20 protein-coding genes and 1 tRNA gene are annotated in these 23,238 nt (G+C 47.7%); 12 read left to right on the top strand and 9 right to left on the bottom strand.

Translation table 11 applies throughout. From position 1 onward, the window contains the following. Positions 1–112: 112 nt before the first annotated feature. Positions 113–1,588, top strand: coding sequence for a class I SAM-dependent methyltransferase (locus EDC54_RS07255; RefSeq protein WP_132454695.1), 1,476 nt, complete (start codon positions 113–115; stop codon positions 1,586–1,588). Between the two features lie 188 nt (positions 1,589–1,776). Here the strand turns inward: EDC54_RS07255 and EDC54_RS07250 are convergent, their stop codons facing one another. Further along, positions 1,777–2,817: a glycosyltransferase gene (locus tag EDC54_RS07250; protein ID WP_230514486.1), complete on the bottom strand. Its 1,041-nt coding sequence runs from the start codon at positions 2,815–2,817 to the stop codon at positions 1,777–1,779. A 628-nt stretch (positions 2,818–3,445) separates the two neighbouring features. Between EDC54_RS07250 and EDC54_RS07245 the strand changes: the two genes are divergently transcribed. From EDC54_RS07245 to phoH, 3 genes are all read left to right on the top strand, one after another. After that, on the top strand, positions 3,446–4,168 hold the full coding sequence (locus EDC54_RS07245) for an RNA polymerase sigma factor FliA (protein WP_132454691.1): 723 nt from the start codon (positions 3,446–3,448) through the stop codon (positions 4,166–4,168). A gap of 201 nt (positions 4,169–4,369) precedes the next feature. Continuing rightward, positions 4,370–4,885, top strand: coding sequence for a flagella biosynthesis regulatory protein FliZ (gene fliZ, locus EDC54_RS07240; protein ID WP_132454689.1), 516 nt, complete (start codon positions 4,370–4,372; stop codon positions 4,883–4,885). Between the two features lie 530 nt (positions 4,886–5,415). Continuing rightward, positions 5,416–6,204: a phosphate starvation-inducible protein PhoH gene (phoH, locus tag EDC54_RS07235; RefSeq protein WP_132454687.1), complete on the top strand. Its 789-nt coding sequence runs from the start codon at positions 5,416–5,418 to the stop codon at positions 6,202–6,204. 126 nt (positions 6,205–6,330) lie between these two features. Here the strand turns inward: phoH and EDC54_RS07230 are convergent, their stop codons facing one another. After that, positions 6,331–6,933 carry a class I SAM-dependent DNA methyltransferase gene (locus EDC54_RS07230; RefSeq protein ID WP_132454685.1) on the bottom strand — a complete coding sequence of 201 codons (603 nt, stop codon included), beginning with the start codon at positions 6,931–6,933 and terminating at the stop codon, positions 6,331–6,333. Between the two features lie 629 nt (positions 6,934–7,562). Between EDC54_RS07230 and EDC54_RS07225 the strand changes: the two genes are divergently transcribed. Then, the gene (locus EDC54_RS07225; RefSeq protein WP_132454683.1) at positions 7,563–8,027 is read left to right on the top strand and encodes a MarR family winged helix-turn-helix transcriptional regulator; all 465 of its coding nucleotides are present in this window, start codon (positions 7,563–7,565) and stop codon (positions 8,025–8,027) included. 37 nt (positions 8,028–8,064) lie between these two features. Then, positions 8,065–8,814, top strand: a complete 750-nt coding sequence (locus tag EDC54_RS07220; RefSeq protein ID WP_132454681.1) for an SDR family NAD(P)-dependent oxidoreductase — start codon at positions 8,065–8,067, stop codon at positions 8,812–8,814. A 299-nt stretch (positions 8,815–9,113) separates the two neighbouring features. On the opposite strand, the gene EDC54_RS07215 is transcribed toward EDC54_RS07220, so the two are convergent. From EDC54_RS07215 to EDC54_RS07205, 3 genes are all read right to left on the bottom strand, one after another. After that, positions 9,114–9,203 (bottom strand) — tRNA-Ser (locus EDC54_RS07215). A gap of 218 nt (positions 9,204–9,421) precedes the next feature. Continuing rightward, a complete protein-coding gene (locus EDC54_RS07210; protein WP_132454679.1) occupies positions 9,422–10,060 on the bottom strand; it encodes an RpiB/LacA/LacB family sugar-phosphate isomerase in 639 nt (212 codons plus the stop codon). 218 nt (positions 10,061–10,278) lie between these two features. Continuing rightward, entirely contained in the window at positions 10,279–12,318 is a 2,040-nt protein-coding gene (locus EDC54_RS07205) for a choline transporter (protein ID WP_132454677.1), read from the bottom strand. Positions 12,319–12,662: 344 nt separating this feature from the next. On the opposite strand from EDC54_RS07205, the gene betI reads away from it, so the two are divergent. The 4 genes from betI to EDC54_RS07185 all read left to right on the top strand — a co-directional run bounded on the left by betI (position 12,663) and on the right by EDC54_RS07185 (position 17,284). After that, complete coding sequence (betI, locus tag EDC54_RS07200) at positions 12,663–13,250, top strand: transcriptional regulator BetI (protein ID WP_132454675.1); 588 nt, start codon at positions 12,663–12,665, stop codon at positions 13,248–13,250. A 62-nt stretch (positions 13,251–13,312) separates the two neighbouring features. Further along, the gene (gene betB, locus EDC54_RS07195; RefSeq protein WP_132454673.1) at positions 13,313–14,785 is read left to right on the top strand and encodes a betaine-aldehyde dehydrogenase; all 1,473 of its coding nucleotides are present in this window, start codon (positions 13,313–13,315) and stop codon (positions 14,783–14,785) included. Positions 14,786–14,804: 19 nt separating this feature from the next. Further along, on the top strand, positions 14,805–16,484 hold the full coding sequence (betA, locus tag EDC54_RS07190) for a choline dehydrogenase (RefSeq protein WP_132454671.1): 1,680 nt from the start codon (positions 14,805–14,807) through the stop codon (positions 16,482–16,484). A 146-nt stretch (positions 16,485–16,630) separates the two neighbouring features. After that, on the top strand, positions 16,631–17,284 hold the full coding sequence (locus EDC54_RS07185; RefSeq protein WP_132454669.1) for a tellurite resistance TerB family protein: 654 nt from the start codon (positions 16,631–16,633) through the stop codon (positions 17,282–17,284). A 76-nt stretch (positions 17,285–17,360) separates the two neighbouring features. Here EDC54_RS07185 and fabA read toward each other — a convergent pair whose 3' ends face one another. Next, positions 17,361–17,879, bottom strand: a complete 519-nt coding sequence (gene fabA / locus EDC54_RS07180; RefSeq protein ID WP_132454667.1) for a bifunctional 3-hydroxydecanoyl-ACP dehydratase/trans-2-decenoyl-ACP isomerase — start codon at positions 17,877–17,879, stop codon at positions 17,361–17,363. Between the two features lie 91 nt (positions 17,880–17,970). Next, positions 17,971–19,740, bottom strand: coding sequence for an AAA family ATPase (locus tag EDC54_RS07175; RefSeq protein ID WP_132455140.1), 1,770 nt, complete (start codon positions 19,738–19,740; stop codon positions 17,971–17,973). A 166-nt stretch (positions 19,741–19,906) separates the two neighbouring features. Between EDC54_RS07175 and matP the strand changes: the two genes are divergently transcribed. Further along, positions 19,907–20,365, top strand: a complete 459-nt coding sequence (matP, locus tag EDC54_RS07170; RefSeq protein ID WP_132454665.1) for a macrodomain Ter protein MatP — start codon at positions 19,907–19,909, stop codon at positions 20,363–20,365. Between the two features lie 79 nt (positions 20,366–20,444). Here the strand turns inward: matP and ompA are convergent, their stop codons facing one another. Beyond that, a complete protein-coding gene (gene ompA, locus EDC54_RS07165) occupies positions 20,445–21,518 on the bottom strand; it encodes a porin OmpA (protein ID WP_132454663.1) in 1,074 nt (357 codons plus the stop codon). Between the two features lie 363 nt (positions 21,519–21,881). Further along, positions 21,882–22,388 (bottom strand): SOS-induced cell division inhibitor SulA, encoded by a 507-nt coding sequence (sulA, locus tag EDC54_RS07160; protein ID WP_132454661.1) that lies wholly within the window; start codon positions 22,386–22,388, stop codon positions 21,882–21,884. 225 nt (positions 22,389–22,613) lie between these two features. Between sulA and EDC54_RS07155 the strand changes: the two genes are divergently transcribed. Further along, positions 22,614–23,234: a TfoX/Sxy family DNA transformation protein gene (locus EDC54_RS07155; RefSeq protein ID WP_132454659.1), complete on the top strand. Its 621-nt coding sequence runs from the start codon at positions 22,614–22,616 to the stop codon at positions 23,232–23,234. Positions 23,235–23,238 lie beyond the last annotated feature (4 nt).

Genomic DNA, 23,238 nt, shown 5'->3' with positions numbered 1-23,238 from the left:
TAGGTAATTAAAGGCATTGGATGCATGCGATTATAGTGTTTTTTAATTTTAAATTTTGAATGTTTTATAAAAATATAAAAGTCTAATCAATCTAAAGTGAGGTGTTCGGATTATGAGCTATAATATAGCAGTCAATATAGTATTGATGCAAAAAATGAGCAGTTCTAGTGTGGCCAACCCTCATTTTTTGGCATTTTTAGATGTTGCTTTATTTTATAAATATCAGTTTGAGAACTTAGGGAAGATAGTTACCATCACTAAAAACAGGCTAAAGTATGATTCTATAAATATTATTTTTGGCGCGAATGATATAATTCCTACTGGTTGGGAAAACTATTGCAGCCTATTTGTAAATCTTGAGAATCTATCAAGGGATGTATCTCATGTTGGAAATGAATATAAAGAATTACAAAAGAAGGCCCAATTTATAGATTACAATAAAGCTAATATAAAAGAATATGATGAGAGTCTTTACGATGTGATCTATGCTCCTTTAGGGTATGCTCCGTATTTAAGAAAAGAATTTCTTCCTATTGAAGAAAGAGAAATTGACGTTTTATTTATTGGGGCAATGAATGAAAAAAGAAAGAAAATATTAGACCTTATTGAATCTGCTGGTGTCAGTGTAAGTACTTTTAGTAGTCCATTATATGGACCTGAAAGAGATTTTTTTATACGAAATTCAAAGTGCGTATTTAATTGTCACTATTATGATTCTGCCATTTTTGAGGAGGCGCGAGCTTTTAACTGTTTGTCTATCGGTACTCCATTTATTTCTTTGCTTGATGATAATGAAAGTATTCCACCTTATTATAATGATAGTGTGTTTTTCCTCAAAAAGGATGAGTTGCTTGATTTCTTTACAAATAAAATGAAAACTAAAGAATTTTATTCGGAGGGTTATGCTAAGCTTGAAAATTTTAAATCAAAATGTCAATTTGATTCTTATAAGGAAATTATAAGGGTTGCGGAAGGGATTGTTAGTCAAAAAAAATTAAGTAATTTTTCTGATAAAATAAATAAAATACATATAGGTTCAGGGAAAGACTATAGAACAGGGTGGATTAATATAGATATTTCTGAAGAAACATTGCCAGATGTTATTTTAGACTTGAGTGGTGAGCACTCTTGGCCTGTAAGATTAAAGTCCCCTTTTCTTGGTGATGTAATCATAAGAAAAGAATCGTATGATTTTATATATGCAAATAATGTTCTGGAGCATGTGCCTAATCTTGTTAGAATGATGAGTAACTGTCTTGATCTTCTAAAAGTTGGCGGCTGCTTTTTTATTGAAGTCCCTTATGAAAAATCTGTTACAGCATGGCAGGATCCAACTCATATAAGAGCAATGAATGTTAACTCGTGGATATATTATACAGAGTGGTTTTGGTATTTAGGTTGGTTTGAGTATAAATTCATAATGAAAGAGTCTTGTTTTCTGGATATTAATTTATCAGAATGCCAGGAGAGTAATGCAGCATTTATGCGGATCTTATTAGAGAAAGCACCTACAACATTTCATGAAAAATGTGTAGCAAGAGCTATGCAAGCTAATATGGGGGGGATAGGCGACTCTTTTGAGTACTGATTTTATTAGGTCTGACAGTTACTGATTCTTGCATAGGTAACTGTCGACTCTATGAATAATACTGTGTAATTGCCACGGTATTAAAGATGAGGGCTTAGGTGGTCAAAGTTTGAATTACAGTCTCTAGCAGTAGTTCAACTCTGAGCTAATATATTTAAAGTAATGCTATCACTGATTGTTAAAAAACACTATCGAATACGATTTATCCCCTCAAGCGCAGGGCGGTAATCACCACATCGTTGATAATAATCCAGTGCCTCAGGCTTCATGCCAAAGCATTCGAGGATGACGGCGATATTATAATTTGCCTTGTATGTATTCAGGCCTTTCTTTCGACCTGGCTCCATCCTTGTACATACTTGAAAAGTGTCTAATGCGCCTTGGAAATCTGCATTGTTCATGAGTATCAGTGCTTTTAGAAACATGAAATCGGTAGAGGTAAAAACATTCTCATACTTTATAATATCTAAGGCTTTTTCATATTGTGCAGTGTTGAGCAAGCAATAACCGTAGCATTCAATGAGCACGTCATTATAATTATGGTATGCTCCTTTTTGTAAGGTCAGGGCGTTTTCAAAGCAGCCGGCAGCCATGACATAATCTTTTCCCAAATAATAACTTTTCCCTAACTGATAATGCCAGTAAGGATCTTCGGGCGCATGATTTATTGCTTCTTTTAATAGGTTAATATTGCGGGAAATTTTGTCTTTACTCGCTAATATCTCATGCTGATACCCCACATGAAGAAATGATAAGGAGGTGTCAAAACGGCGTGTCGGAAGACTACCCGTTTTTTTGTTGCATATTTGCTCATGGACAATACCGCGATAGTGATAGAGTGAACGATTGAAAAGACGGCTAATACGTTCTTTAACCGAGTCTGTTTCTTCGGGCGTTTCGCTGCTGATGATACTGCGTATTTCGACTGTTCCAACGTGTGTAGGTGGGGCGGAGATCTGAGTGGCGAGTTTGTCTTTATCTATAAAATTCAGCTCTTCATCAGCATCAACAACTAACACCCAATCATATTTTGCAAATTGCAGGGCATAGTTTCGTGCGGCGGAAAAATCAGATACCCATGTGAAATCATAAATTTTATCAGTAAATTCGCCCGCAATTTTTTTTGAATCGTCAGTCGAACCGGTATCAACAATGACGATGTCGTCAAAGTATTTAGCAATAGCTTTGAGTGTGGCTTGTAAGTGTTGAGCTTCGTTTTTAACAATCATGCAGACCGATATCATTGCGTACCACATTTTAGGGCGTTAATATTTTCCAATACTATATCAATTTATTATCGAAAACAATTTGATGCAGTTTATTACCAGCGCCCAAGGGACGTTGCTGTTATTGTGAAATGATCATCGCATTATGTATTTGTTTTCCATCATGATAAAATATTCCCGGCTCCCACTTTCCGCAGAATGCGCCAGTTCATTTTAAAAAGATTGCAAGTTCAGGCAGTTTTTTTGTTCAGAGAGTCCGCGATAAAAGTTGTCGGAGTGTTTATGGCGAAATTATCGTGAATTTGAACTGGACGCGAATGGTCGGCGCATTTTACTGATGGCCTTAAGAACGAGTTTGAATGCTCTTTCGCCAGCTCCTCCTGAAGGAGCATAAAATTATTGCTTTATTTGATTAAACGTAGAATCATTTTAAAAATAGAGGTGTATCACAACTTTGCTGTATTTTAACGCTGTTTACGGTTAGCGCTTGTCCTCCTTCTACGGTTCTTTACAAAATCCTGCCACACATAGCAGGAATAACCCTTCTTTTTTAACGCTATTCATGCGATTGGCTACCCTACCTAAACGCATAATAGTGTCGATAACATTATCATCGTAGGTACTTGTCACTGTGAGCGATTTGTATACCGCCGAAGGCACAATGGATAAAAATTCCCTTTGGAAGCGCTATGTTCCGCTAGTGCGCCATGAAGCCTTGCGTTTACAAGTTCGTCTCCCCGCAAGCGTCGAGCTTGACGATTTGCTGCAAGCCGGTGGTATCGGTTTGCTTAGCGCAGTTGAGCGTTACGATTCGTTGCAAGGCACGGCGTTTACGACGTATGCCGTTCAGCGGATCCGTGGTTCGATGTTGGATGAATTACGCAGCCGCGATTGGGCTCCTCGGAGTGTGCGGCGTAATGCGCGGGAAGTTGCACAAGCAATGCAGCAGGCTGAACAGCGACTGGGTCGAACTCCAACTGAGCAGGAGGTTGCGCAGGTCCTAAATATCACGCTGGAAGAATATCGTCAGATATTGCTGGACACGAACAATAGCCAGCTTTTTTCTTATGATGAGTGGCGTGAAGAACATGGCGACAGCGCAGAAGCGTTATTGGAAGGGAATGAAGACGCTAATCCATTGCATCAACTGATGGAAGGGAATTTACGCCATCGTGTAATGGATGCGATTGAAAACCTGCCAGAGCGTGAGAAGCTTGTGTTGACGCTGTACTACCAGGAAGAGCTGAACTTGAAAGAGATCGGCGCCGTTCTGGAAGTTGGAGAGTCGAGGGTTAGTCAACTGCATAGTCAGGCGATAAAGCGTCTGCGCGTGAAATTAGTCAACGATGTTTAATTACACGGCGTAGGAATACTGTTATCACATAGACCTTCAGTGATTGAAGTGGCAGGATTACAACGTGTTTGAATGCGGGTAAGCGCATGGCATTACGATGCCAATCATTCGTGTTTCCTGTTTCTATAGCGCGGGTATTTTTACCCTAATGTATGGCGCTAGCGCTTCTCATTAAGGCTATATATGTCATGGAATGGATTCATGCATCTATCAACCCGGAAGAAACAGCTATTAAGCCGTTATCTGAAAGATTTCAAACATAGACAAACCAACTGTTCTCATTGCAATAAAGAGCTGGACCGCGTTTCACTGGTGTTTCGTAATCAGCTAATCAATAAAAAGTCGATTGGCAGAATCGACAGGCTTATTGATGACGAAATTTGGTCTGGTTTGCAACAAGAACTCGTCCCACTTTGCCGTTTTTGTAGCGAAATATTATGTAATACCCAGGCTAGCTATTTCGATATAAAGGCTTTCACACAATACCTGATTGAACAAACCGAAGTGCGCCATAGCACGATGCGAGAATACGTTATTCGCCTTCGGCGGTTGGATGAGCTGCTGGTCGCGAATAATTATCCGGCAGAAAAATTCTCCGGGCATCGCAATGGTGTTCAGCAGCAGTTATGCGATCATTTTCCTGATATCGAACAAAATATCTACCGCAGCGCGTTACGTAAATACGATCAATATCTGGACTGGCAGCGACATTTCTAACGCGTGCTATGTATTTTTTATGCCTCTGCGTTGTGAAATTCCAGGATACCGACTATAGATAAATGTCATGACAGTGTAAGAAATGCTTGCGTTATCGGGGTAAATTACGGCACTGTCATACTATTGAAATCATTCGATACTAGCTTTATGCCGTAGTAAGTCGCGATTTTGTTATGCGATCAAGCATTATTCGGTGGCGTAGTCACTGTTACTGTGAGGAACGCGAATGGTAATGTCCTTTGCCGGACTTTGTAGTCGATATCAACATGCTAGCCCACTGACTTGCCGACGCGAGCGCTTCTTTTCCCCCTTGATTTCAGTGCTACACGATTCTTTTTTTACGCCAACTCCTCATTTATTTTCCTTTCTTGTCTACGAGTATCCCGCCTATTTTTCTTTCGGGTTGTGGGGTAATCATATCCGTTCTTTGTCCATTATCGGCTTAATAAGGAAGCCAGACCTCGTTAGTGAGTTAAACGTCACGCGCTGTAAGGCAGTGCGGTAAGTGAAACAAACTGTAAGGTGCCACTATGGGAAGACAAAAAGCAGTGATCAAAGCTCGTCGTGAAGCGAAACGCGTTATTCGTCGTGAGTCGCGTAGTCATCGTCAACGCGAGGAAGAATCGGTCACTTCTCTGGTACAGATGGGTGGGATTGAAGCGATAGGAATGGCGCGAGAGCATCGCGATCGTTCCGTGATTGAGGCTCGTACTACCGCCCAGCAACATTACTTGTCTGAGATAGAAAACAAACAGTTGATTTTTGCCACTGGCGAAGCGGGCTGTGGCAAGACGTTCCTGAGCGCGGCGAAAGCGGCGGAGGCACTCATTCAAAAAGAGGTTGAGCGTATTATTGTGACACGGCCGGTATTACAGGCTGATGAGGATCTTGGCTTTCTACCCGGTGATATCGCGGAGAAGTTTGCGCCTTATTTCCGCCCGGTCTATGACGTTTTGTTAAGACGGTTGGGGGCGTCTTTTATGCAGTACTGCCTGAGACCGGAAATAGGCAAAGTTGAAATTGCGCCTTTCGCTTATATGCGCGGGCGGACGTTTGAAAATGCCGTTGTGATTCTGGATGAGGCGCAAAACGTAACCGTAAACCAAATGAAAATGTTCCTGACGCGTTTAGGCGAGAATGTCACCGTTATTGTTAATGGCGATGTGACGCAATGTGATTTGCCGACCGGGGTTAGATCCGGTCTGCAAGATGCGTTGGAGCGCTTTGTTGAGGACGATATGATTGGCGTCGTCTCTTTCGGTAAAGAGGATTGTGTGCGTTCGGCGCTGTGTCAGCGCACGCTTCATGCCTATGATTGAGGCTTGTGCGGTATGGAAGTGAATATTTCTATGCCACCGATATTGTGATAAAAAAACGCCCTTAACGTAAGTTAAGGGCGTTTTCTTCTCGGTGTATCCATCTCGATGGATGGGCGCATTAAAAATTTAACGATATTTTGCTAACCAAATCGTTCTGTCACAACAGAGGTCGTTTTCTATGTAATCAATAATATCAAAGCCATTGCTGTCTAATTGGTTGCGATATTCTTCAGGTGATAAACTGGCATGGTATAGATCATCACCAAAAAGTCTTCCAATTACCTCACCGTCATAGGTTCCGCTCGTGAACATTAGCATTGCACCCTTGCGAGAATGTGCCTTAAAGATAGGAAACATTTTTCTTTGGTCATCTTGAGTAAGATGAAAGAAACTATCCCAAACCAGGATTCTATTAAAGGTTTTATTCAATGATAACGTGCGCATATCGCCAATAATCCACTTGGAAAAAGGATGGCGTTTTACGCAGAGTTCAATTAATGGCGAAGATGAATCAATCCCTGTGAGATTGTAACCTTGATTGATTATATATCCACCCAGTGGAGTACCAGAACCGCAGCCTATATCAACTATATCGCTATTCGGTGGGATGTCTGATAAGAATCGATCTATCCAGGTTTTTTCGAGAAAACGTCGCTGCCTTATCTCATCCCATTCATAGGCATGTTTATGATAAAAATCAATAATCGTCGCTGATACAGGATGGGACATAAAACCTCAGTTATCATCGTGATTGATATCGATATACAGACTAAACACCATGCTTCAGCACTTTATTCCAATCGAGAGTTGTTCAGCTATGATAATAACCTAGGAACTTCAATTTAGGCACTGGATTTTCCTGTCTGCCGCGAGTGTTGGTATGTAGTCAAGATCGCTATCAGGCTGTGCTGGATTACCCGGACGACTTGGAAAACGGGTGATCTCTTCCTTGGTAGGCTTGTAATCATCGCTGTTAAATTGTGTGCATTTGTCATACTCAGTGTGTGGCACATAGATATCTTGATCCTCATGAAACGCATAATTTTTAGCAACGCGCTTATCGTGATCAACAACGGAGGCAACCGGCTTCTTGGCCCAGAGAATATCTCTCTCATGTATTCGACTACCAGTAAGGTTAAACGTTTGAAAATCCTATCCTGACGAGGTTTAACGTATCGCCTCTTATTTTATTAGTTAAATCAAAATGTTGTTATTTCAATAGCCTATGAATGATTTACATAATGGTTTCCTATGTGAGCATATATTCAGATAAAAACGCCTTTCTCTTGGTGATTTGATTTCTTTTTGGCAATTATGTATTGTCGGTACACCATTCTTTTGCGAGGGAAGTTATCAATATGTCTGAGGCTATTGATACATTAGAAACTGCTCTATCCAGATTACAGTGCGTTATGGTCGCTCGCAGGGCTTACTACACGCCGGAGAAGGTATCATGGAGTCAGTACGATATCCTTGAAGTATTGCGTTTAAATGGTCCATCAACCCCTTCAGGTCTGAGCAAGAGTTTGGGTATAACCCGAGCAAGCATGTCAAAATCGCTAAGGGTGCTGAAAGATTTGGGTTTTGTTACGCAAGATCAGGACGCTATAGATCGTCGGGAACAGAGAACGGCTATTTCGGCATCGGGAAGGGATTTTCTCTCTCGTGCCGCTACCTGCCATCATGATATGGCGACGTTAGCAATGGAAGTGCTGACACCTGGAGAGCAAGCGATTTATACCGAATTATGTAATAAAGTTAGTCATGCGCTTGCTCTCAGCAGTACTCTTTTTGTCGAGGAAGGGAAGGAAAAAAAACTGTGATGCTTATTAACAGCGCTTTATACAGGCGGGACGAATAATGAATTTTGAAAAAAAAGTAGCAATTGTAACGGGTAGTACCAATGGTATTGGTGAAACTATAGCTGATATTTTACATGAGAATGGTGCTTATGTTGTTATCGCATCAAGAGATAAAGAACATTCAGAAAGAAAAGCTTACGAGTTAGACCCCGCAGGAAAAATTACGTTAGGTATAGAATGCGATGTTTCAGATCCAGTATCCGTAGAACGGATGGTTGATAGTGTAATGAGAAAATTTGGTGCGTTGCATTTAGCTGTGAATAATGCCGGGATAACAGGTGCACATAATAAAAATATACCGGATCAGAGTATTGATGATTGGAACAGAGTTATCAATACCAGTCTAAGCAGTGTGTTTTATTGTTTAAAATATGAGATCCCTGCAATGTTAAAAAGTGGCGGTGGGTCAATAGTTAATCTTTCTGCTGTTAATGGTTTAGTGGGTATCGCGGGGTTAGCCCCATACACTGTTGCCAAACATGGCATAATAGGACTGACGAAATCAGCTGCACTTGAATTCGCTGATAAAGGAATACGGGTAAATGCTATTGCTCCAGGATATGTTGATACCCCCAGAATGAGGGAAGCTCCTGCTAACGTGCTTGAGGCGTTTGGTAATAGTCATCCGATGAAGCGTTTTGCTACAAGACTTGAGGTCGCTAATTTTATTTCTTTCTTATTGTCAGATCTGGCAGGATTCTGTACTGGTAGCGTATACCCTATCGATGGTGGTTATTTAGCACAGTAACGTAAAAAATCATTTTTTCTCATACATTCAGATAACAATGAAGTCTTATCTTGATTATTCGGCGTCAGGAAGAATGAATAATCTCCATTCCTGTTCATGAGGTAAAAACAATTTAGGGGATTACATAGGGAGCAATGTCTTTCTAAAGGCTATGCTGGGGTCTACAAGGGAGGTGGGGGAGAACTAACGAATGAGAGAGGCCGGATTTCATAAACAAAAAGTCCGCCGAAGCGGACTTTTTACGTATGATTTTATGCATAACAAAATCAAGGTTTGAGTTTTTGATTTTGTACAAAATATGGCGGTGAGGAAGGGATTCGAACCCTTGATACGTTTTCACGTATACACACTTTCCAGGCGTGCTCCTTCAGCCTCTCGGACACCTCACCGGGGGTCGCCAACAAGGGGCAACGGGGCGCTACTATAGGGAGTCGCTAAGCTCTGGTCAAGCAGTATTTAGCGCTATCGGTGCGTCTGGCTAAGCATTGAACGTTAACGGAGAATTTGCACCGCAGCAGTACGTGAATGTACATGCAAATGGGCATCGCGCAGGCATAAAAAAACCACTGGCCATCGCGACCCGTGGTTTTTGTTAACGTCCGGAGGATTAAGCCAGCAGCGTTTTGATGTAGCTGGTCAATGCTTCGTCTTTGCTGTTCGCGAAGAAATATTCCTGGAATTTGGGGCCGGCAATGGCGCCTTTCACAAGATCCTGATCGAGACCCTTCAGGATAGTGATCAGATCGTTATAGGTGACTTTTTTTACTGCATCCAGGATTTTTTTATTGCGCTGCTGAGGTGCAACACGATCGCTCGGATAGCCTCTGCCGCCTTCTTCCTTGAACAGCTGGGTGAACAGGTTTTCCAGATTCAGCTCTGCTCCCCAACCGAAGCCTTTCGCGTAGGGAACGGAAACCGCGTTACCGTTGTTGATCTGCGAGAACAGGTAAGCGTCGGAGGGGTCAACAACCAGACCACAGATGACGCCAGGGAAAGAGTTACAAGCCAGCATGGCTCCCTGACCCGTACCACAGCCGGTGACGACGAAATCCGCGGCGCCAGAGTTCAGCAGGATAGCCGCCAGAATACCGTTCTGGATGTAGGTCAACTGTGCAGCGTCTTCAACGGCATATTGACCGTAGTTGTGTACAGTGTGGCCCAGCGGCGTAACGGCTTTGGTCAGAGACTCGGCGATGATGGCGTTTTTGGCTGCCTGGCTGTTCTCGTTAATCAATGCAATTTTCATGTTCGTTCCTTTTTTGTGACGGACAAATACATTTTTTAAAACCGTATTTCAATTTAATGAGTGCAGTATACCGTTTCAAAAATAAAGCGCAAATTGCAGAAGCCAAGAATGCGGCATAGCCCATAGTTCGGGGAAGCGGTAGATGGGGCGGAAGGTCTCGTGATGCGGTTGTAGTCCATTAAAAGATGGCGCTGTTAACAGCGCCATTAAGTGAGTGATCATGCGTCAGGGAAGGTCAACGTATTCCCCGGAGCTTCTCTATTGAGATGGAGAAAGTTCATGTGTCGTTCATATTGATCCAGAATATCGTTGATCACTTGCTCTTTGCTGTAGTCCATCAGGTCGTTACCCTGACTGCCTTCCAGCAGGAAAGTTTCTAACCGATAATAGTCTGATTTACCGGCGCGGGCGCGATAGGTAAACGCCGGAACGCTGTAACGTTGCGGCCAGATTTGGTAAAGGAAATTCTGTTCATCCCCTAAATCGACCAGCAGTTCTAGATGGTTCAGCCGTTCATCTTCAACCGGCGGCAGTTCGCTGACGTCGACGTTGGCTCCCCGCAGGCGTAGTTCGCGTGCGACGTCTTCCATGGCCGGTTTACAAACATCATCCAGCATCTTCTGCGTATGCGTGGTGCCGGGGAAGTTCATCACGCGTGAGATACGCTGTTTCCAGTTCAAACGGCCGTCGCCGGAAACGGGCATGGGGGCCGAGGTCTGTAACGAGCTGGCTTTGCGGTAATCCTCGACTCTCAGCGATTTATACAGCCCGGCCATAATAAAGAACATCACAAAGCTGAAGGGCAGCCCCATGATGACGGTCGTATTTTGCAGGGCGGATACGCCGTTTGTCATCAGCATGCCCAGCGTCAGCAGGCCGATAGCCACCGACCAGAAAATGCGTAACCAGTTTGGCGCATCATTATTGATGTCGCTCAGACGTGAGGTAAAGTTGCCCAGCACCAGTGAACCGGAATCGGCAGAGGTCACATAAAACAGCAAACCGGTAATGGTCGCGACAGAGGCGCTCAGACTGAAGCCCGGATACTGCGCCAGCAGACTGTAGAAACCGCGCTCCGGGTGCTGCATGACTTCATTCGCAAAGTCCAGATTACCGTGGATCACTTGATAAAGCGCGCTGTTGCCGAAAATAGAAAGCCACAGCAGCGTAAAGACAAACGGGATAATCAGCGTGCCGACGACAAACTGTCTGATCGTCCTGCCGCGTGAGATACGTGCGAGAAACAGCCCGACAAACGGCGCCCATGCCACCCACCATGCCCAGAAAAACAGCGTCCAACTGTTCATCCATTCCGTGGGACGATCGAATGCAAAGCTGTTCAGCGTCATGCCTGTAAAGCGATTGATGTAATCACCGACGTTAAGCACCAGCGCATTGAGCAGAAATTCAGTATCCCCCCAGAAGAGCAGAAACAGGATCAGACCGAGCGCAAGCAGGACATTGAGTTCTGAAAGAAAGCGAATGCCGCGGTTTACGCCGGACGTTACGGATACCGTTGCCATGATGACGGAAAGTAAAATCAGCGAGGCCTGAACGGTGAGATTCTCAGGAAGCTGGAACAGGACTTTCAGCCCGTAGTTAAGCTGGACGACGCCGATACCGAGCGTGGTTGCGATACCAAAGATAGTACCGAGCACGGCCGCAATATCAACGCTGTGACCAATCGGGCCGTTGATGCGCTTGCCAAAGATCGGGTAGAGGGCTGAACGGATCGTCAGCGGCAGATTATATCGGTAGCTGAAGTAACCCAGCGCGATCCCCATTAAGGCGTACATGGACCAGCCGGTCAATCCGTAGTGGAACAGCGTCCAGACCATGGCCTGTCGCGCAGCCTCCATCGTTTGCCCGTCGCCTTCCGGTGGCATCATATACTGCGTGATGGGCTCCGCGACGGAGAAGAACATTAAGTCGATACCGATCCCCGCGGCAAACAGCATCGCCGCCCAGCTCATCAGGCTAAATTCAGGCTTTGACTGCTCCGGCCCAAGCTTAATCGCGCCAAAACGTGATGAGGCGATGAAAATAACGAAGACGATGTACAGCGTGGCGGCCAGCAGGTAGTACCAGCCAAAGGTGGCGGAAACCCAGTTGAGCGCGCGGGTTATCCAGGCATTTGCCGCCTTATTGAACAAGATCGTCATCAGTGAGAACGTCAGGATCAAGGCGGCTGAGGTATAGAACACGACAGGATTCAGACGATCCTTCGCGGGTTGAGCGGTAATTTCTGATGCTGGCATGGTTATCCCCTGCATTGCGTGAACACATACGCTGACCCACATTGCACGAAGCGCGCTTAGCGCATATCAAGAACACTGCGCAGGACATCCGCTGAGTACGCTTTTCGCCAAGTGTGATTGTCAGAACAAAAAATCAGTTATTCCTTTTAAGGTGGCGTTATCCTCTGAACTTAAACCATTTTTTATGATAATTGATACTAATTTTTAACTTTTCAGCAATAAAAGATATTCATTTTTTATTGAACGTTCAATCAAAAAAAAGTTTAATGGAAAATCATGGAGCATGAATCACTGCGTTTTACCGTGATTTATTCTGCAAAAATGAGGAATGAAGGAGAGATGCTGTGCCTAAAGTCGGAATGCAGCCCATCAGGCGGCAGCAACTGATCGAAGCGACGCTGGCCGCGATTAATGACGTTGGTATGCATGATGCCTCAATTGCGCAAATTGCCCGACGCGCCGGCGTTTCGAATGGCATCATCAGCCACTATTTTCGCGATAAAAATGGCCTGCTGGAAGCGACGATGCGTTATCTGATTCGTCATCTGGGTCAGGCGGTGAAATCAAGATTGCAAAGTCTGGAAGATCCATCGCCCCGCGCCCGTTTGCGGGCGATTGTTCAGGGGAATTTTGATGAGAGCCAAACGAACAGCGCGGCGATGAAAACCTGGCTGGCTTTCTGGGCCAGCAGTCTGCATTCCCCTAAGCTCCATCGGTTACAGCAGGTTAACAATCGTCGTCTTTATTCTAACCTGTGCGTCGAATTCAGCCGCTGCCTGCCGAAGGCGAGGGCGCGTATCGCGGCGAAGGGCGTGGCCGGTTTGATCGACGGACTGTGGCTACGTAGCGCCTTGAATGATGGCGTCTTTGACCGCGAAGAGGCGCTGAGTATTGCCTGCGATTACATTGAGCAACAGCTCGCCCGCACTTAGACCTTTTATCATTTTGCCTTCTCTGCCCGGCGTGCGCTGGCAGTTATCAGACAGGAGAGTTTATGTCTCACTACGGTTTACAACAGCTTTATATCAATGGTGCTTATGTCGACAGCACGGGGAGTGACCGGTTTGATGCGGTCAATCCCGCTAATGGCGAAATTATCGCCCAGATTCAGTCGGCCACCGCCACAGACGTCGAACGGGCGGTGACGGCGGCGGCGGCGGGACAGAAAGTATGGGGAGCCATGCCGGCGATGGAGCGGTCGCGCATTTTGCGTCGTGCCGTCGATATCTTACGTGAGCGCAACGACGAACTGGCGCTGATTGAAACGCACGATACCGGCAAGCCGCTATCGGAAACCCGAACGGTTGATATCGTTACCGGGGCGGATGTTCTGGAGTATTACGCGGGTTTGATTCCGATGCTCGAAGGCCAGCAAATCCCCCTGCGTGAGACGTCATTTGTCTATACTCGCCGCGAACCTCTGGGCGTTGTGGCGGGTATTGGCGCGTGGAATTACCCCATTCAAATCGCGTTATGGAAATCGGCGCCTGCGCTGGCGGCGGGCAATGCCATGATCTTTAAACCCAGTGAAGTGACGTCGTTGACCGCGCTGAAGCTGGCGGAGATCTACACCGAAGCCGGATTGCCAGACGGTGTCTTCAACGTACTGACGGGAACGGGCGCCACTGTCGGTCAGGCACTGACCACGCATCTAGGCATTGCCAAGGTGTCTTTCACCGGGGGCGTCGTCAGTGGAAAGAACGTCATGGCCAGTGCCGCCAGCTCGACGCTAAAAGACGTCACAATGGAGCTCGGGGGAAAATCGCCGCTGATTATTTTTGACGACGCCGATCTGGATAGGGCAGCGGATATTGCGATGATGGCGAATTTTTTCAGCTCAGGTCAGGTCTGCACCAACGGTACGCGCGTCTTTGTTCCTCAGGCGTTACAGGCCCAATTTGAGGAGAAGATTCTGGCGCGAGTCCAACGCATTCGTGTTGGCGACCCGACGGATGAGCTGGTGAATTTCGGCCCGTTGGTCAGCTTTCCGCATATGGAATCGGTACTGCGTTACATCGACAGCGGCAAGCGTGAAGGGGCGCGCGTGCTGGTGGGCGGCATGCGTATGACGGAGGGCGACTATGCTCAGGGCGCCTATGTCGCACCTACCGTGTTCACCGATTGCAGAGACGAGATGACGATTGTGCGGGAAGAAATTTTTGGCCCGGTCATGAGCATTCTGACATATCGGGATGAAGATGAGGTTATCCGCCGGGCGAATGAGAGTGAGTATGGGTTGGCTGCGGGAATTGTTACCCGCGACCTGAGTCGGGCGCATCGGGTTATTCATCAGCTTGAAGCCGGGATTTGCTGGATCAATACCTGGGGCGAATCGCCGGCTGAGATGCCGGTAGGCGGCTATAAGCATTCGGGTGTCGGCCGCGAGAACGGCATTACAACGCTGGAACACTACACGCAAATCAAATCTGTACAGGTTGAACTGGGTGAATTCCACTCGGTATTTTGAACGAAGGGGAGAAAGCCTAATGGAATATGACTACATTATCATCGGCGCCGGTTCCGCGGGCAATGTGCTGGCAACGCGTTTAACGGAAGACAGTGATGTGAGCGTGTTGCTGCTTGAGGCCGGGGGGCCGGACTATCGGCTGGATTTTCGCACGCAGATGCCTGCCGCGTTGGCTTTTCCTTTACAAGGGAGACGCTATAACTGGGCTTATGAAACCGATCCAGAACCGCATATGAACAACCGCCGTATGGAATGCGGTCGTGGTAAAGGGTTAGGCGGTTCGTCGCTGATTAATGGCATGTGCTATATCCGCGGCAATGCGATGGACTTTGACAATTGGGCGACGATGCCGGGTCTGGAGAACTGGAGCTACCTCGACTGTCTGCCTTATTTCCGTAAAGCCGAAGCGCGAGATGTGGGGCCGAATGACTACCATGGCGCGAATGGACCGGTTTCGGTGACAACGCCGAAAATGGGAAACAATGCGCTGTTCCATGCGATGGTGGACGCGGGCGTACAGGCGGGCTATCCGCGTACGGACGATCTCAACGGCTATCAGCAGGAAGGCTTTGGGCCGATGGACCGAACCGTTACGCCGAGAGGACGGCGCGCCAGTACCGCACGTGGCTATCTGGATCAGGCGAAGGGACGTAAAAATCTGACCATTGTGACGCATGCCTTGACCGATCAAATTCTCTTTGAGGGAAAGCGGGCCGTCGGCGTCGCCTACGTTAAAGGCGAACGTAGGCAAACGGCGAAGGCGCGGCGTGAGGTGCTGCTGTGTGCGGGTGCGATTGCCTCGCCGCAAATTCTACAGCGTTCGGGCGTAGGGCCGGCAGATTTGTTGCAGCGGTTCGACATTCCTGTGGTGCACGATTTACCCGGCGTCGGGGAGAACCTACAGGACCATCTGGAAATGTATTTGCAGTATGCCTGCAAAGAACCCGTATCGCTCTATCCGGCACTACAGTGGTTCAATCAGCCAAAAATTGGCGCGGAATGGTTATTGAATGGGACAGGCATCGGCGCCAGCAATCAGTTTGAGGCGGGCGGTTTTATTCGCAGCCGCGAGGAATTTGCCTGGCCGAATATTCAGTATCATTTCCTGCCTGTCGCGATTAACTATAACGGCAGTAATGCGGTAAAAGAGCACGGCTTTCAGGCCCATGTCGGTTCTATGCGTTCGCCCAGCCGAGGGCGCGTACAGATCCGCTCCAGAGATCCTCGTGAGCATCCGAGTATCTTATTCAACTACATGTCGACGGAACAGGACTGGCAAGAGTTTCGCGATGCGATTCGCCTGACGCGTGAAATTATGGCGCAGCCCGCGCTGGATAAATACCGTGGTCGGGAGATTAGCCCGGGGCCGGATGTTCAGACCGACGAGGAATTGGACGATTTTATTCGCACGCATGCCGAGACCGCATTCCATCCTTCCTGCTCCTGTAAGATGGGGGAAGATGAGATGGCCGTCGTCGATGGGCAAGGGCGTGTACACGGGATGGAGGGGCTGCGCGTGGTGGATGCTTCCATTATGCCGCAGATTATCACCGGCAACCTGAACGCAACCACGATCATGATCGCCGAGAAAATTGCTGACCGCATCCGTGGACGTCAGCCGTTACCGCGCAGTAAGGCGCGCTATTATGTTGCGGGAACGGCGCCGGTGAAGAAATCGCCGCTGAAATCCATATCGTAATTCACCAGCTTCAGTTTATGGGCTGTGTTTCTGGCTCAGCCCATACTTTTCATTGTTATACACAACCTGACAAACAAACGTCCTGAGCACCATTACTATTGAACAGTAATGTCATGAGTGATGGCACTTTTCCTTGGGAGAACGAAATGAATAACTGGCTGCAACAGATTCAGGGCTTATTAAACTCAGGTAGCAAGCAGGGTAATCATCATCAAGGGGGCTCGAACGGTAATCTGGGCGATATGATGAAACCTGCGGCGTTAGGGGGGCTGGCCGGGGTACTGCTGTCGAATAAATCCGCGCGGAAAATCATGGGCTCATTGGGTAAAAACGCGTTGATTATCGGTGGTAGTGCGGCAGCCGGCGTGGTTCTGTGGAATCAATACAAGAAACGCGTTCGTGACGCGCATCAGGATGATCCGCAGTTCGGCGCTCACGCCTCGTCTGACAATATCCGTGCCCGGCGCCTGATTCAGGCTCTGGTCTTTGCCGCCAAGAGTGATGGCCATATTGATGCCACGGAGAAGCAGCGCATTGAGGAAAATATTCAGCAGTTGCAATTAGGCAGTGAGGCAAACCGCTGGGTGCAGGAAGCCATAGAACAACCGCTCGATCCGGCCTTGCTGGCAAGAGACGTGAAAAATGAGGAAGAAGCGCTTGAGATTTACTTTCTGAGCTGCGCTGTGATCGATGTTGACCACTTCATGGAAAAAAGCTATCTGGACGCGTTAGCGACGGAGTTAAAAATCCCGCAGGATGTACGGCATTCGATAGCGAATGAGCTGAAAAGCCCATCATAAGTGTTCTGGACGTCATCAGAGGAGCGGAGAGTGTCGTGCGGGCGAAGCGATTTTCGCCCGCAATAGCACTTGACGCTTAGAACGCGTTAGTGTCTTTGAACAGGCCGACTTTCAGCTCATTGGCGGTGTAGATCGGGTGTCCGTCGACCAGAACTTCACCGTCAGCAATCCCCATAACCAGACGACGGTTAATGACGCGTTTGAAGTGAATACGGTAAGTCACTTTCTTCGCGGTTGGCAGAATCTGTCCGGCAAATTTCACTTCACCTACGCCGAGCGCGCGGCCTTTACCTTCGCCGCCCAGCCAGCCCAGATAGAAGCCGACTAACTGCCACATGGCATCCAGACCGAGGCAGCCCGGCATGACGGGATCGCCGATGAAATGGCAACCGAAGAACCACAGATCAGGCGTGATATCCAGTTCGGCTTCCACGTAGCCTTTGCCATACTTACCGCCATCCTCTGTCATTTTAACGACGCGGTCCATCATTAGCATGTTAGGCGCCGGTAATTGCGGACCCTGTGGGCCGAACAATTCACCCCGACTGGAGGCAAGGAGGTCTTCTTTCGTATAGGATTCGCGTTTATCTACCATGGTCTCTGTAAGCCTTATTTTAATGAAGCACGCAGGTTAGCGTACAGATGTACGCTGAGCAAGTCTGTTACGTCTGGTTAAACCAGTTGCGTTAACGGAAAAACCAGGGAAAACGTCTGCGCTCTTGCGGCATCATGTGTCCAATCCGCTCACGAATCGCCGCCAGCAAGTTAGGCTGCTGTTCATCATCGTAAGCAAGGTTAGTCAACAGCGATACCGCTTCCGGCGCAGTTTCTACCGGAATGAGATGAAATTGCCCTTGGCGGACAGCGTCCACAACGTCTTCCTGCAAGCAGAGGTGACGCAGGTTGGCAGCCGGTAAAATCACCCCCTGGTTTCCCGTTAGCCCACGACGCTGACAAACTTCAAAAAAACCTTCAATTTTTTCATTTATGCCGCCAATGGGCTGGACGTGACCAAACTGGTCGACGGAACCGGTGACGGCGAACTGCTGATTGATTGGACGCAGGGAGAGCGCGCTCACCAGCGCACACAGTTCCGCCAGCGAGGCACTGTCGCCGTCGACTTCACTGTAGGACTGCTCAAAGACCATGGAAGCAGAGAAAGGGAGCTGCTGATCGAGTTCCAGTTCCGCAATCAGGAACGCCTGCATGATCATCATCCCTTTGGCGTGCAAATTGCCCGCCAGTTCAGCCTTCCGCTCGACGTCGGTCAGTTCCCCGTCGCCCGCATGTACGACGCAGCTGATGCGCGTCGGTTCGCCAAAGGCAACGGGATAGCCGGGAAACTCAAGAACGGAAAGCCCGTTGACCTGACCGATGACTTCACCTTCGGTTTCAATAAGGATCTGGCCTAGCTCGATTTCATCCTGCATCCGCTCACGAAGATAACCTTCACGCCATTGACGAGCGGCAACGGCGTCAACCAGCGCCTGCTTCGTTATTTCTCCCTCTCTGGCGTACAACGCGGCGTATTTCAGTTGGCCGATAAGCCAGCGCGGGCATAAAGGTAAATTCCCCTGATCGCCGCTGTAACGGACTGCGATGTTCACTAACGCCGGCCAGGCATCGGCGGCAAGCCGAGGCAGATGATTTTCGCTGCATAACGCGTTGATATAGGCGCACCAGCGCGCCATGTCATCGGTTTCAATCAGCTGCAATAGCGCTTCAAACTCACCGTATATGGCGTGCTCGCTTAGCTCCGGCTCCATATCATGAATATCCGCCAGACTGTCGCGGTCACCAAGAATAATCAGGCGGACATTGAGAGGCATCGGTGGAATATCAACAGGCAAGGGTTTGCGCTCGTCTGGCGACTGCCAGCGGTAGAGCCCTTCAGCCATAATCTGTTTCAAACGCAGCCACATCAACGGCTGCGCCAGTAGCGATCTGGCTGACAGAATCAGCGTACCGCCGTTAACCTGATGAATCAGCCCTGGATACAGCGTGATTTCATCGTGAAAACTGCGTACACAGCCAAAGAGCTGCTCCGGCTCTATCCATTCCTGATAGCCACAGGATTGCTGGGCGGCGAAGTTATCTGTCGGCAACGTGGCGGGTTCAACCCGGATATGGCGACCCTCAATGATATATTTACTGCCATATACCGCGCCAGACTCCGGCCTGATGGCGTTCAGCGTGCGGGAGATTAATGCCATGTATTCGTCGTTTTCCTGTGCTTTCAACAGCATAAAGCGGGAAGGCGAATGAGGGTGGCAAAAAAGGGTCAGGCTGTCTGACAGGCGCGGCTGAATAGCGGAAAATTCAACAGGTGCAAGCTGAGCAGCCTGAGTGAATAGCGTTTGATAAGGCGTGTTATTGGGCAGTAAATGCTGCCATGAGAGTCGGTTACTGGTCAAAGTATCAATGTAATTGTCTAAAGGAAAACCGTGATTATACAAGAATAACGTGTACTGCACAGAAGGAGAGTCATCTCCCCGTCATCTTTCATGCGTTATCGTCCTTACCGCGTTTGGCTAATCGTCTTAAAAGCTGCCGGAAAGCGGTCAAAATCAGAGAAAACTGTTATGCTAGAAGTAACGTTACGCGGTCACTGAAGCATTTAATATGAAATATCAACAACTAGAAAATCTTGAGTGCGGGTGGAAATGGAAGTACCTGGTGAAGAAGCACCGGGAAGGTGAGGCGATTACGCGTTTTCTGGAACAGAGCGCGGCGGATGAGGCTGTGCAAACGTTGCTTCGGATGGAAAACCAACCGGTAAACGTGCTGGAATGGATAGCGCAGTGTATGAACCCCGCTTTAGAAAACCGGATGAAGCAAACCATCCGTGCGCGACGCAAGCGCCATTTTAATGCGGAACATCAGCATACGCGTAAGAAATCGATCGATCTGGAATATCTGGTCTGGCAGCGGCTTGCGGCTCTGGCTCAGAGACGGGGCGCTACGCTGTCCGAGACGATTGTGCAGTTAATCGAGGATGCTGAACATAAAGAAAAATACGCCAGCCAAATGTCCCTGCTTAAACAGGATCTCAAAGCGATTCTCAATAGTGATGGGAAGTAGTCGTTTGTGATTTAGGGTAAAGAGCGTGACCAGCGTGCATAAAAAAACCTCGCCGAAGCGAGGTTTTTTCGTTAATAACTTAAGCCTGAGGCTGAGTTACAACGTCTTTGATGCCTTTAACTTCGATCTCTACACGACGATCCGGTGCCAGGCAGTCGATCAGCGCAGCGCGCGGCTTCACGTTGTCACAGGTAGAACCGGTAACCGGCTGAGATTTACCCTGACCACGAGCAGAGATTTTGTTCGCAGGAATACCTTTGGATACCAGGTAATCAACGACGCTCTGAGCGCGTTTTTCAGACAGGGCCTGGTTGTATTGCTCTGAACCTAAACGGTCGGTGAAGCCCAGAACAACAACGGAACCGTCTTTCGGATCCAGAGAGCTCAGCTGAGTGTACAGTTGATCCAGTGATTGCTGGCCTTCTGCTTTCAGCGTTGCTTTGTTGAAGTTGAACAGCACGTCAGATTTCAGCGTGAAACGCTTGGTTTCAACAACTGGCGCCGGAGCCGGAGCCGGAGCTGGTACTACGCGATCTTCCTGACCGAAACGGTAGGACAGACCCACGCTCATCAGCATGTTGTCTGGACGCGCACCAACGGTACCTGCGTCACCGATGTTGCTTACCCATTGGTAGTCAACACGGGTAGCCCAGTTTTTGTCGATAGCGTATTCAACACCGATAGCTGCCAGCGGGGAAACGCCGGTATCGTCGTTGTTGATGTGTCCGCCGCCGATAGCCGCGTGGCTATCAGTACGCCAAATCATACCACCCAGACGAGTATAGATGTCCAGATCGGATAATACTGGGTAGCTCAGCTTAGCTGCCAGCTGAACGCCTTGAGCTTTAAAGCTTGCGCTATCTGCTGCATTAGATGTAGAGCCAGCATATTTCATGCGACCCAGCCAATCGTAACCCAGTTCAAAACCCAGGTATGGGTTTGCTTGATAACCAAGGAAGGCACCTGCGCCTAGCTTGGTTTTGATTGGGTTGTTATTGACACCGGAATAACCATTTCCGTAGAAACCAGTATCGTGGAATTGAGACACACCCAGTTTACCACCGGTGTACCAGGTATTATCTTTAGGAGCAGCTTGCGCGATGGTCGCGAAGCCAGCCAGTGCCACTGCAACTGCGATAGCTGTTTTTTTCATTTTACGCCTCATTATCATCCAAATCGGTAATTAACCCGTGCGGGCTAATAAACCTTTGGTTAAAATCCTTTGGTTGGAGACTTTGCCCTTATTTATGACTCACTGTCAGTCAACTGACGTTATAAAAGAGCAACTCCAGCGAGTTAAAGTCTACAACGTGATGAGAAAGTTACAAGTATGATGTTATTTGCGACTTAAGAAAAACGCACGATTCATACATACTTATTAACAAATAATAGATGGTTTTGACAGATGTTGCGTCTTTCATGTGTTTTAAAAATAAACAAAAAGCCCGCAGAATACCGCTTCGCAGCGATCTGCGAAGCGCATGGTCTGATCGGGCTGAGAAAATTCTTAATTTACTTAATGATACAATGTTGAGTGAATTTTAAGGCTCGGAAAGAGTCTATAGGCGTCATCGCCCGCGCTTTCGGAGCGCATAATAAAGCCGTAGGTGTTTCCTGCCTGCGCCGCCTGCCGTAACCGAACCTTTTCTTCTTCCGTTAGCTCATCGGACAACCAACATAAGACGGCGCTGTAATTGCCAGTCAATAACGCTCTTTCCATTGCGTCAACCGTAAACAGAGGATTGATGTGATGGAGTTGGACTATTTTTTCGAGCGGTAACCCGGATTGCTGTACCCAGGGACGGCTCAATTTTTGTTGTGGGGATAGCCACAGCAACCAGCGAGACTGCGCGCCCAACTGTTGTAAAAGCGGTAAGAGCAGGTGTGTGACTATGGGTTGATCGGCGTTGTACACGATTTCGCTGATGATTCCGCCCGTACACGCTGCGGGAGCCGCAGCACGTTGAGTCACAGAAAGCGATGGGGCCTGAACGTTGTGAGAGCTGCTTGATTGCGTACGCATAATGAGTTTCACCCATAGTGTTACTGTATGGGTATACAGTATATCCTGTGTGAGCGAAAATCAACCTGATTTTGAAAGTGCCTCGCATATTCCTTATGTGAAAGACATTAAACACATTTTATGTTTGAAGCTGCCCCTGCGCTGTGATTAATTATTTGTTCCTGCTATTGATTTTACTTGACTGATTTTTGCGGGATAAAATTATTTTAACACTAAGGATTACCCATGAAGCATTTATGCAAAAAAAGGATTTTGCAATCACAGCACTCTTTTTCATCTTTGGGGAACATCACTTCGCGTTCCCAATTTGGTGGCTACAGCATCGCAGCAAATAAGACAATTTTCGGCCTGGTCTCTGAGGGCGAACTTTACCTTCGTGCCAGTAAGAAAGATGAACAACATTTTCAGCGTCGTGAAATGATTAACCTGATCTATACCAAACGCGGCATACCGGTCCCCCTTAACTACTTTCTTGTGGACGAGGCATTATGGCAAGAGCCGTCACAACTGCTGTTTCTGGCCCGGGTGGCGCTGGCGGGCGCGCAGTACGATAAAACGGTCAGAAGTGCAAATGGACGTTTGAAGGATCTCCCGAATCTTAATCACGATATCGAGCGCTTGCTATGGAAGGCGGGCATACAGAATGTCGATGAATTACAGCATTACGGGGCAAAAAGCAGCTACCTTGAGCTGCGAAAGATTCGCAGCAACCTGAGCGTCAATGTGCTGTTGGCGCTGGCGGGGGCGATTTGTGGCACACATCAGGCCGCGCTGCCTCACCCTATCCGCCGCGAGCTGGTGGAATGGTATCAGCACCATGCCGTCTCTAAGGAGCCCAAGCACTAGCAGC

Source organism: Samsonia erythrinae, assembly GCF_004342665.1.
GTDB classification, from domain to species: domain Bacteria; phylum Pseudomonadota; class Gammaproteobacteria; order Enterobacterales; family Enterobacteriaceae; genus Samsonia; species Samsonia erythrinae.
Note: the sequence above shows the minus strand (reverse complement) of the source record. Positions and strands in the feature narration are given on the sequence as shown.

Excerpts from the sequence above, each read along its gene's own strand:
- fabA (WP_132454667.1), bottom strand. The coding sequence starts at position 17,879 with ATGGTAGATAAACGCGAATCCTATACGAAAGAAGACCTCCTTGCCTCC.
- EDC54_RS07250 (WP_230514486.1), bottom strand. The coding sequence starts at position 2,817 with ATGATTGTTAAAAACGAAGCTCAACACTTACAAGCCACACTCAAAGCT.
- fliZ (WP_132454689.1), top strand. The coding sequence starts at position 4,370 with ATGCATCTATCAACCCGGAAGAAACAGCTATTAAGCCGTTATCTGAAA.
- EDC54_RS07210 (WP_132454679.1), bottom strand. The coding sequence starts at position 10,060 with ATGAAAATTGCATTGATTAACGAGAACAGCCAGGCAGCCAAAAACGCC.
- matP (WP_132454665.1), top strand. The coding sequence starts at position 19,907 with ATGAAATATCAACAACTAGAAAATCTTGAGTGCGGGTGGAAATGGAAG.
- EDC54_RS07155 (WP_132454659.1), top strand. The coding sequence starts at position 22,614 with ATGAAGCATTTATGCAAAAAAAGGATTTTGCAATCACAGCACTCTTTT.
- phoH (WP_132454687.1), top strand. The coding sequence starts at position 5,416 with ATGGGAAGACAAAAAGCAGTGATCAAAGCTCGTCGTGAAGCGAAACGC.
- EDC54_RS07220 (WP_132454681.1), top strand. The coding sequence starts at position 8,065 with ATGAATTTTGAAAAAAAAGTAGCAATTGTAACGGGTAGTACCAATGGT.
- sulA (WP_132454661.1), bottom strand. The coding sequence starts at position 22,388 with ATGCGTACGCAATCAAGCAGCTCTCACAACGTTCAGGCCCCATCGCTT.
- betB (WP_132454673.1), top strand. The coding sequence starts at position 13,313 with ATGTCTCACTACGGTTTACAACAGCTTTATATCAATGGTGCTTATGTC.
- EDC54_RS07230 (WP_132454685.1), bottom strand. The coding sequence starts at position 6,933 with ATGTCCCATCCTGTATCAGCGACGATTATTGATTTTTATCATAAACAT.
- ompA (WP_132454663.1), bottom strand. The coding sequence starts at position 21,518 with ATGAAAAAAACAGCTATCGCAGTTGCAGTGGCACTGGCTGGCTTCGCG.
- EDC54_RS07255 (WP_132454695.1), top strand. The coding sequence starts at position 113 with ATGAGCTATAATATAGCAGTCAATATAGTATTGATGCAAAAAATGAGC.
- EDC54_RS07185 (WP_132454669.1), top strand. The coding sequence starts at position 16,631 with ATGAATAACTGGCTGCAACAGATTCAGGGCTTATTAAACTCAGGTAGC.
- betA (WP_132454671.1), top strand. The coding sequence starts at position 14,805 with ATGGAATATGACTACATTATCATCGGCGCCGGTTCCGCGGGCAATGTG.
- EDC54_RS07225 (WP_132454683.1), top strand. The coding sequence starts at position 7,563 with ATGTCTGAGGCTATTGATACATTAGAAACTGCTCTATCCAGATTACAG.
- EDC54_RS07205 (WP_132454677.1), bottom strand. The coding sequence starts at position 12,318 with ATGCCAGCATCAGAAATTACCGCTCAACCCGCGAAGGATCGTCTGAAT.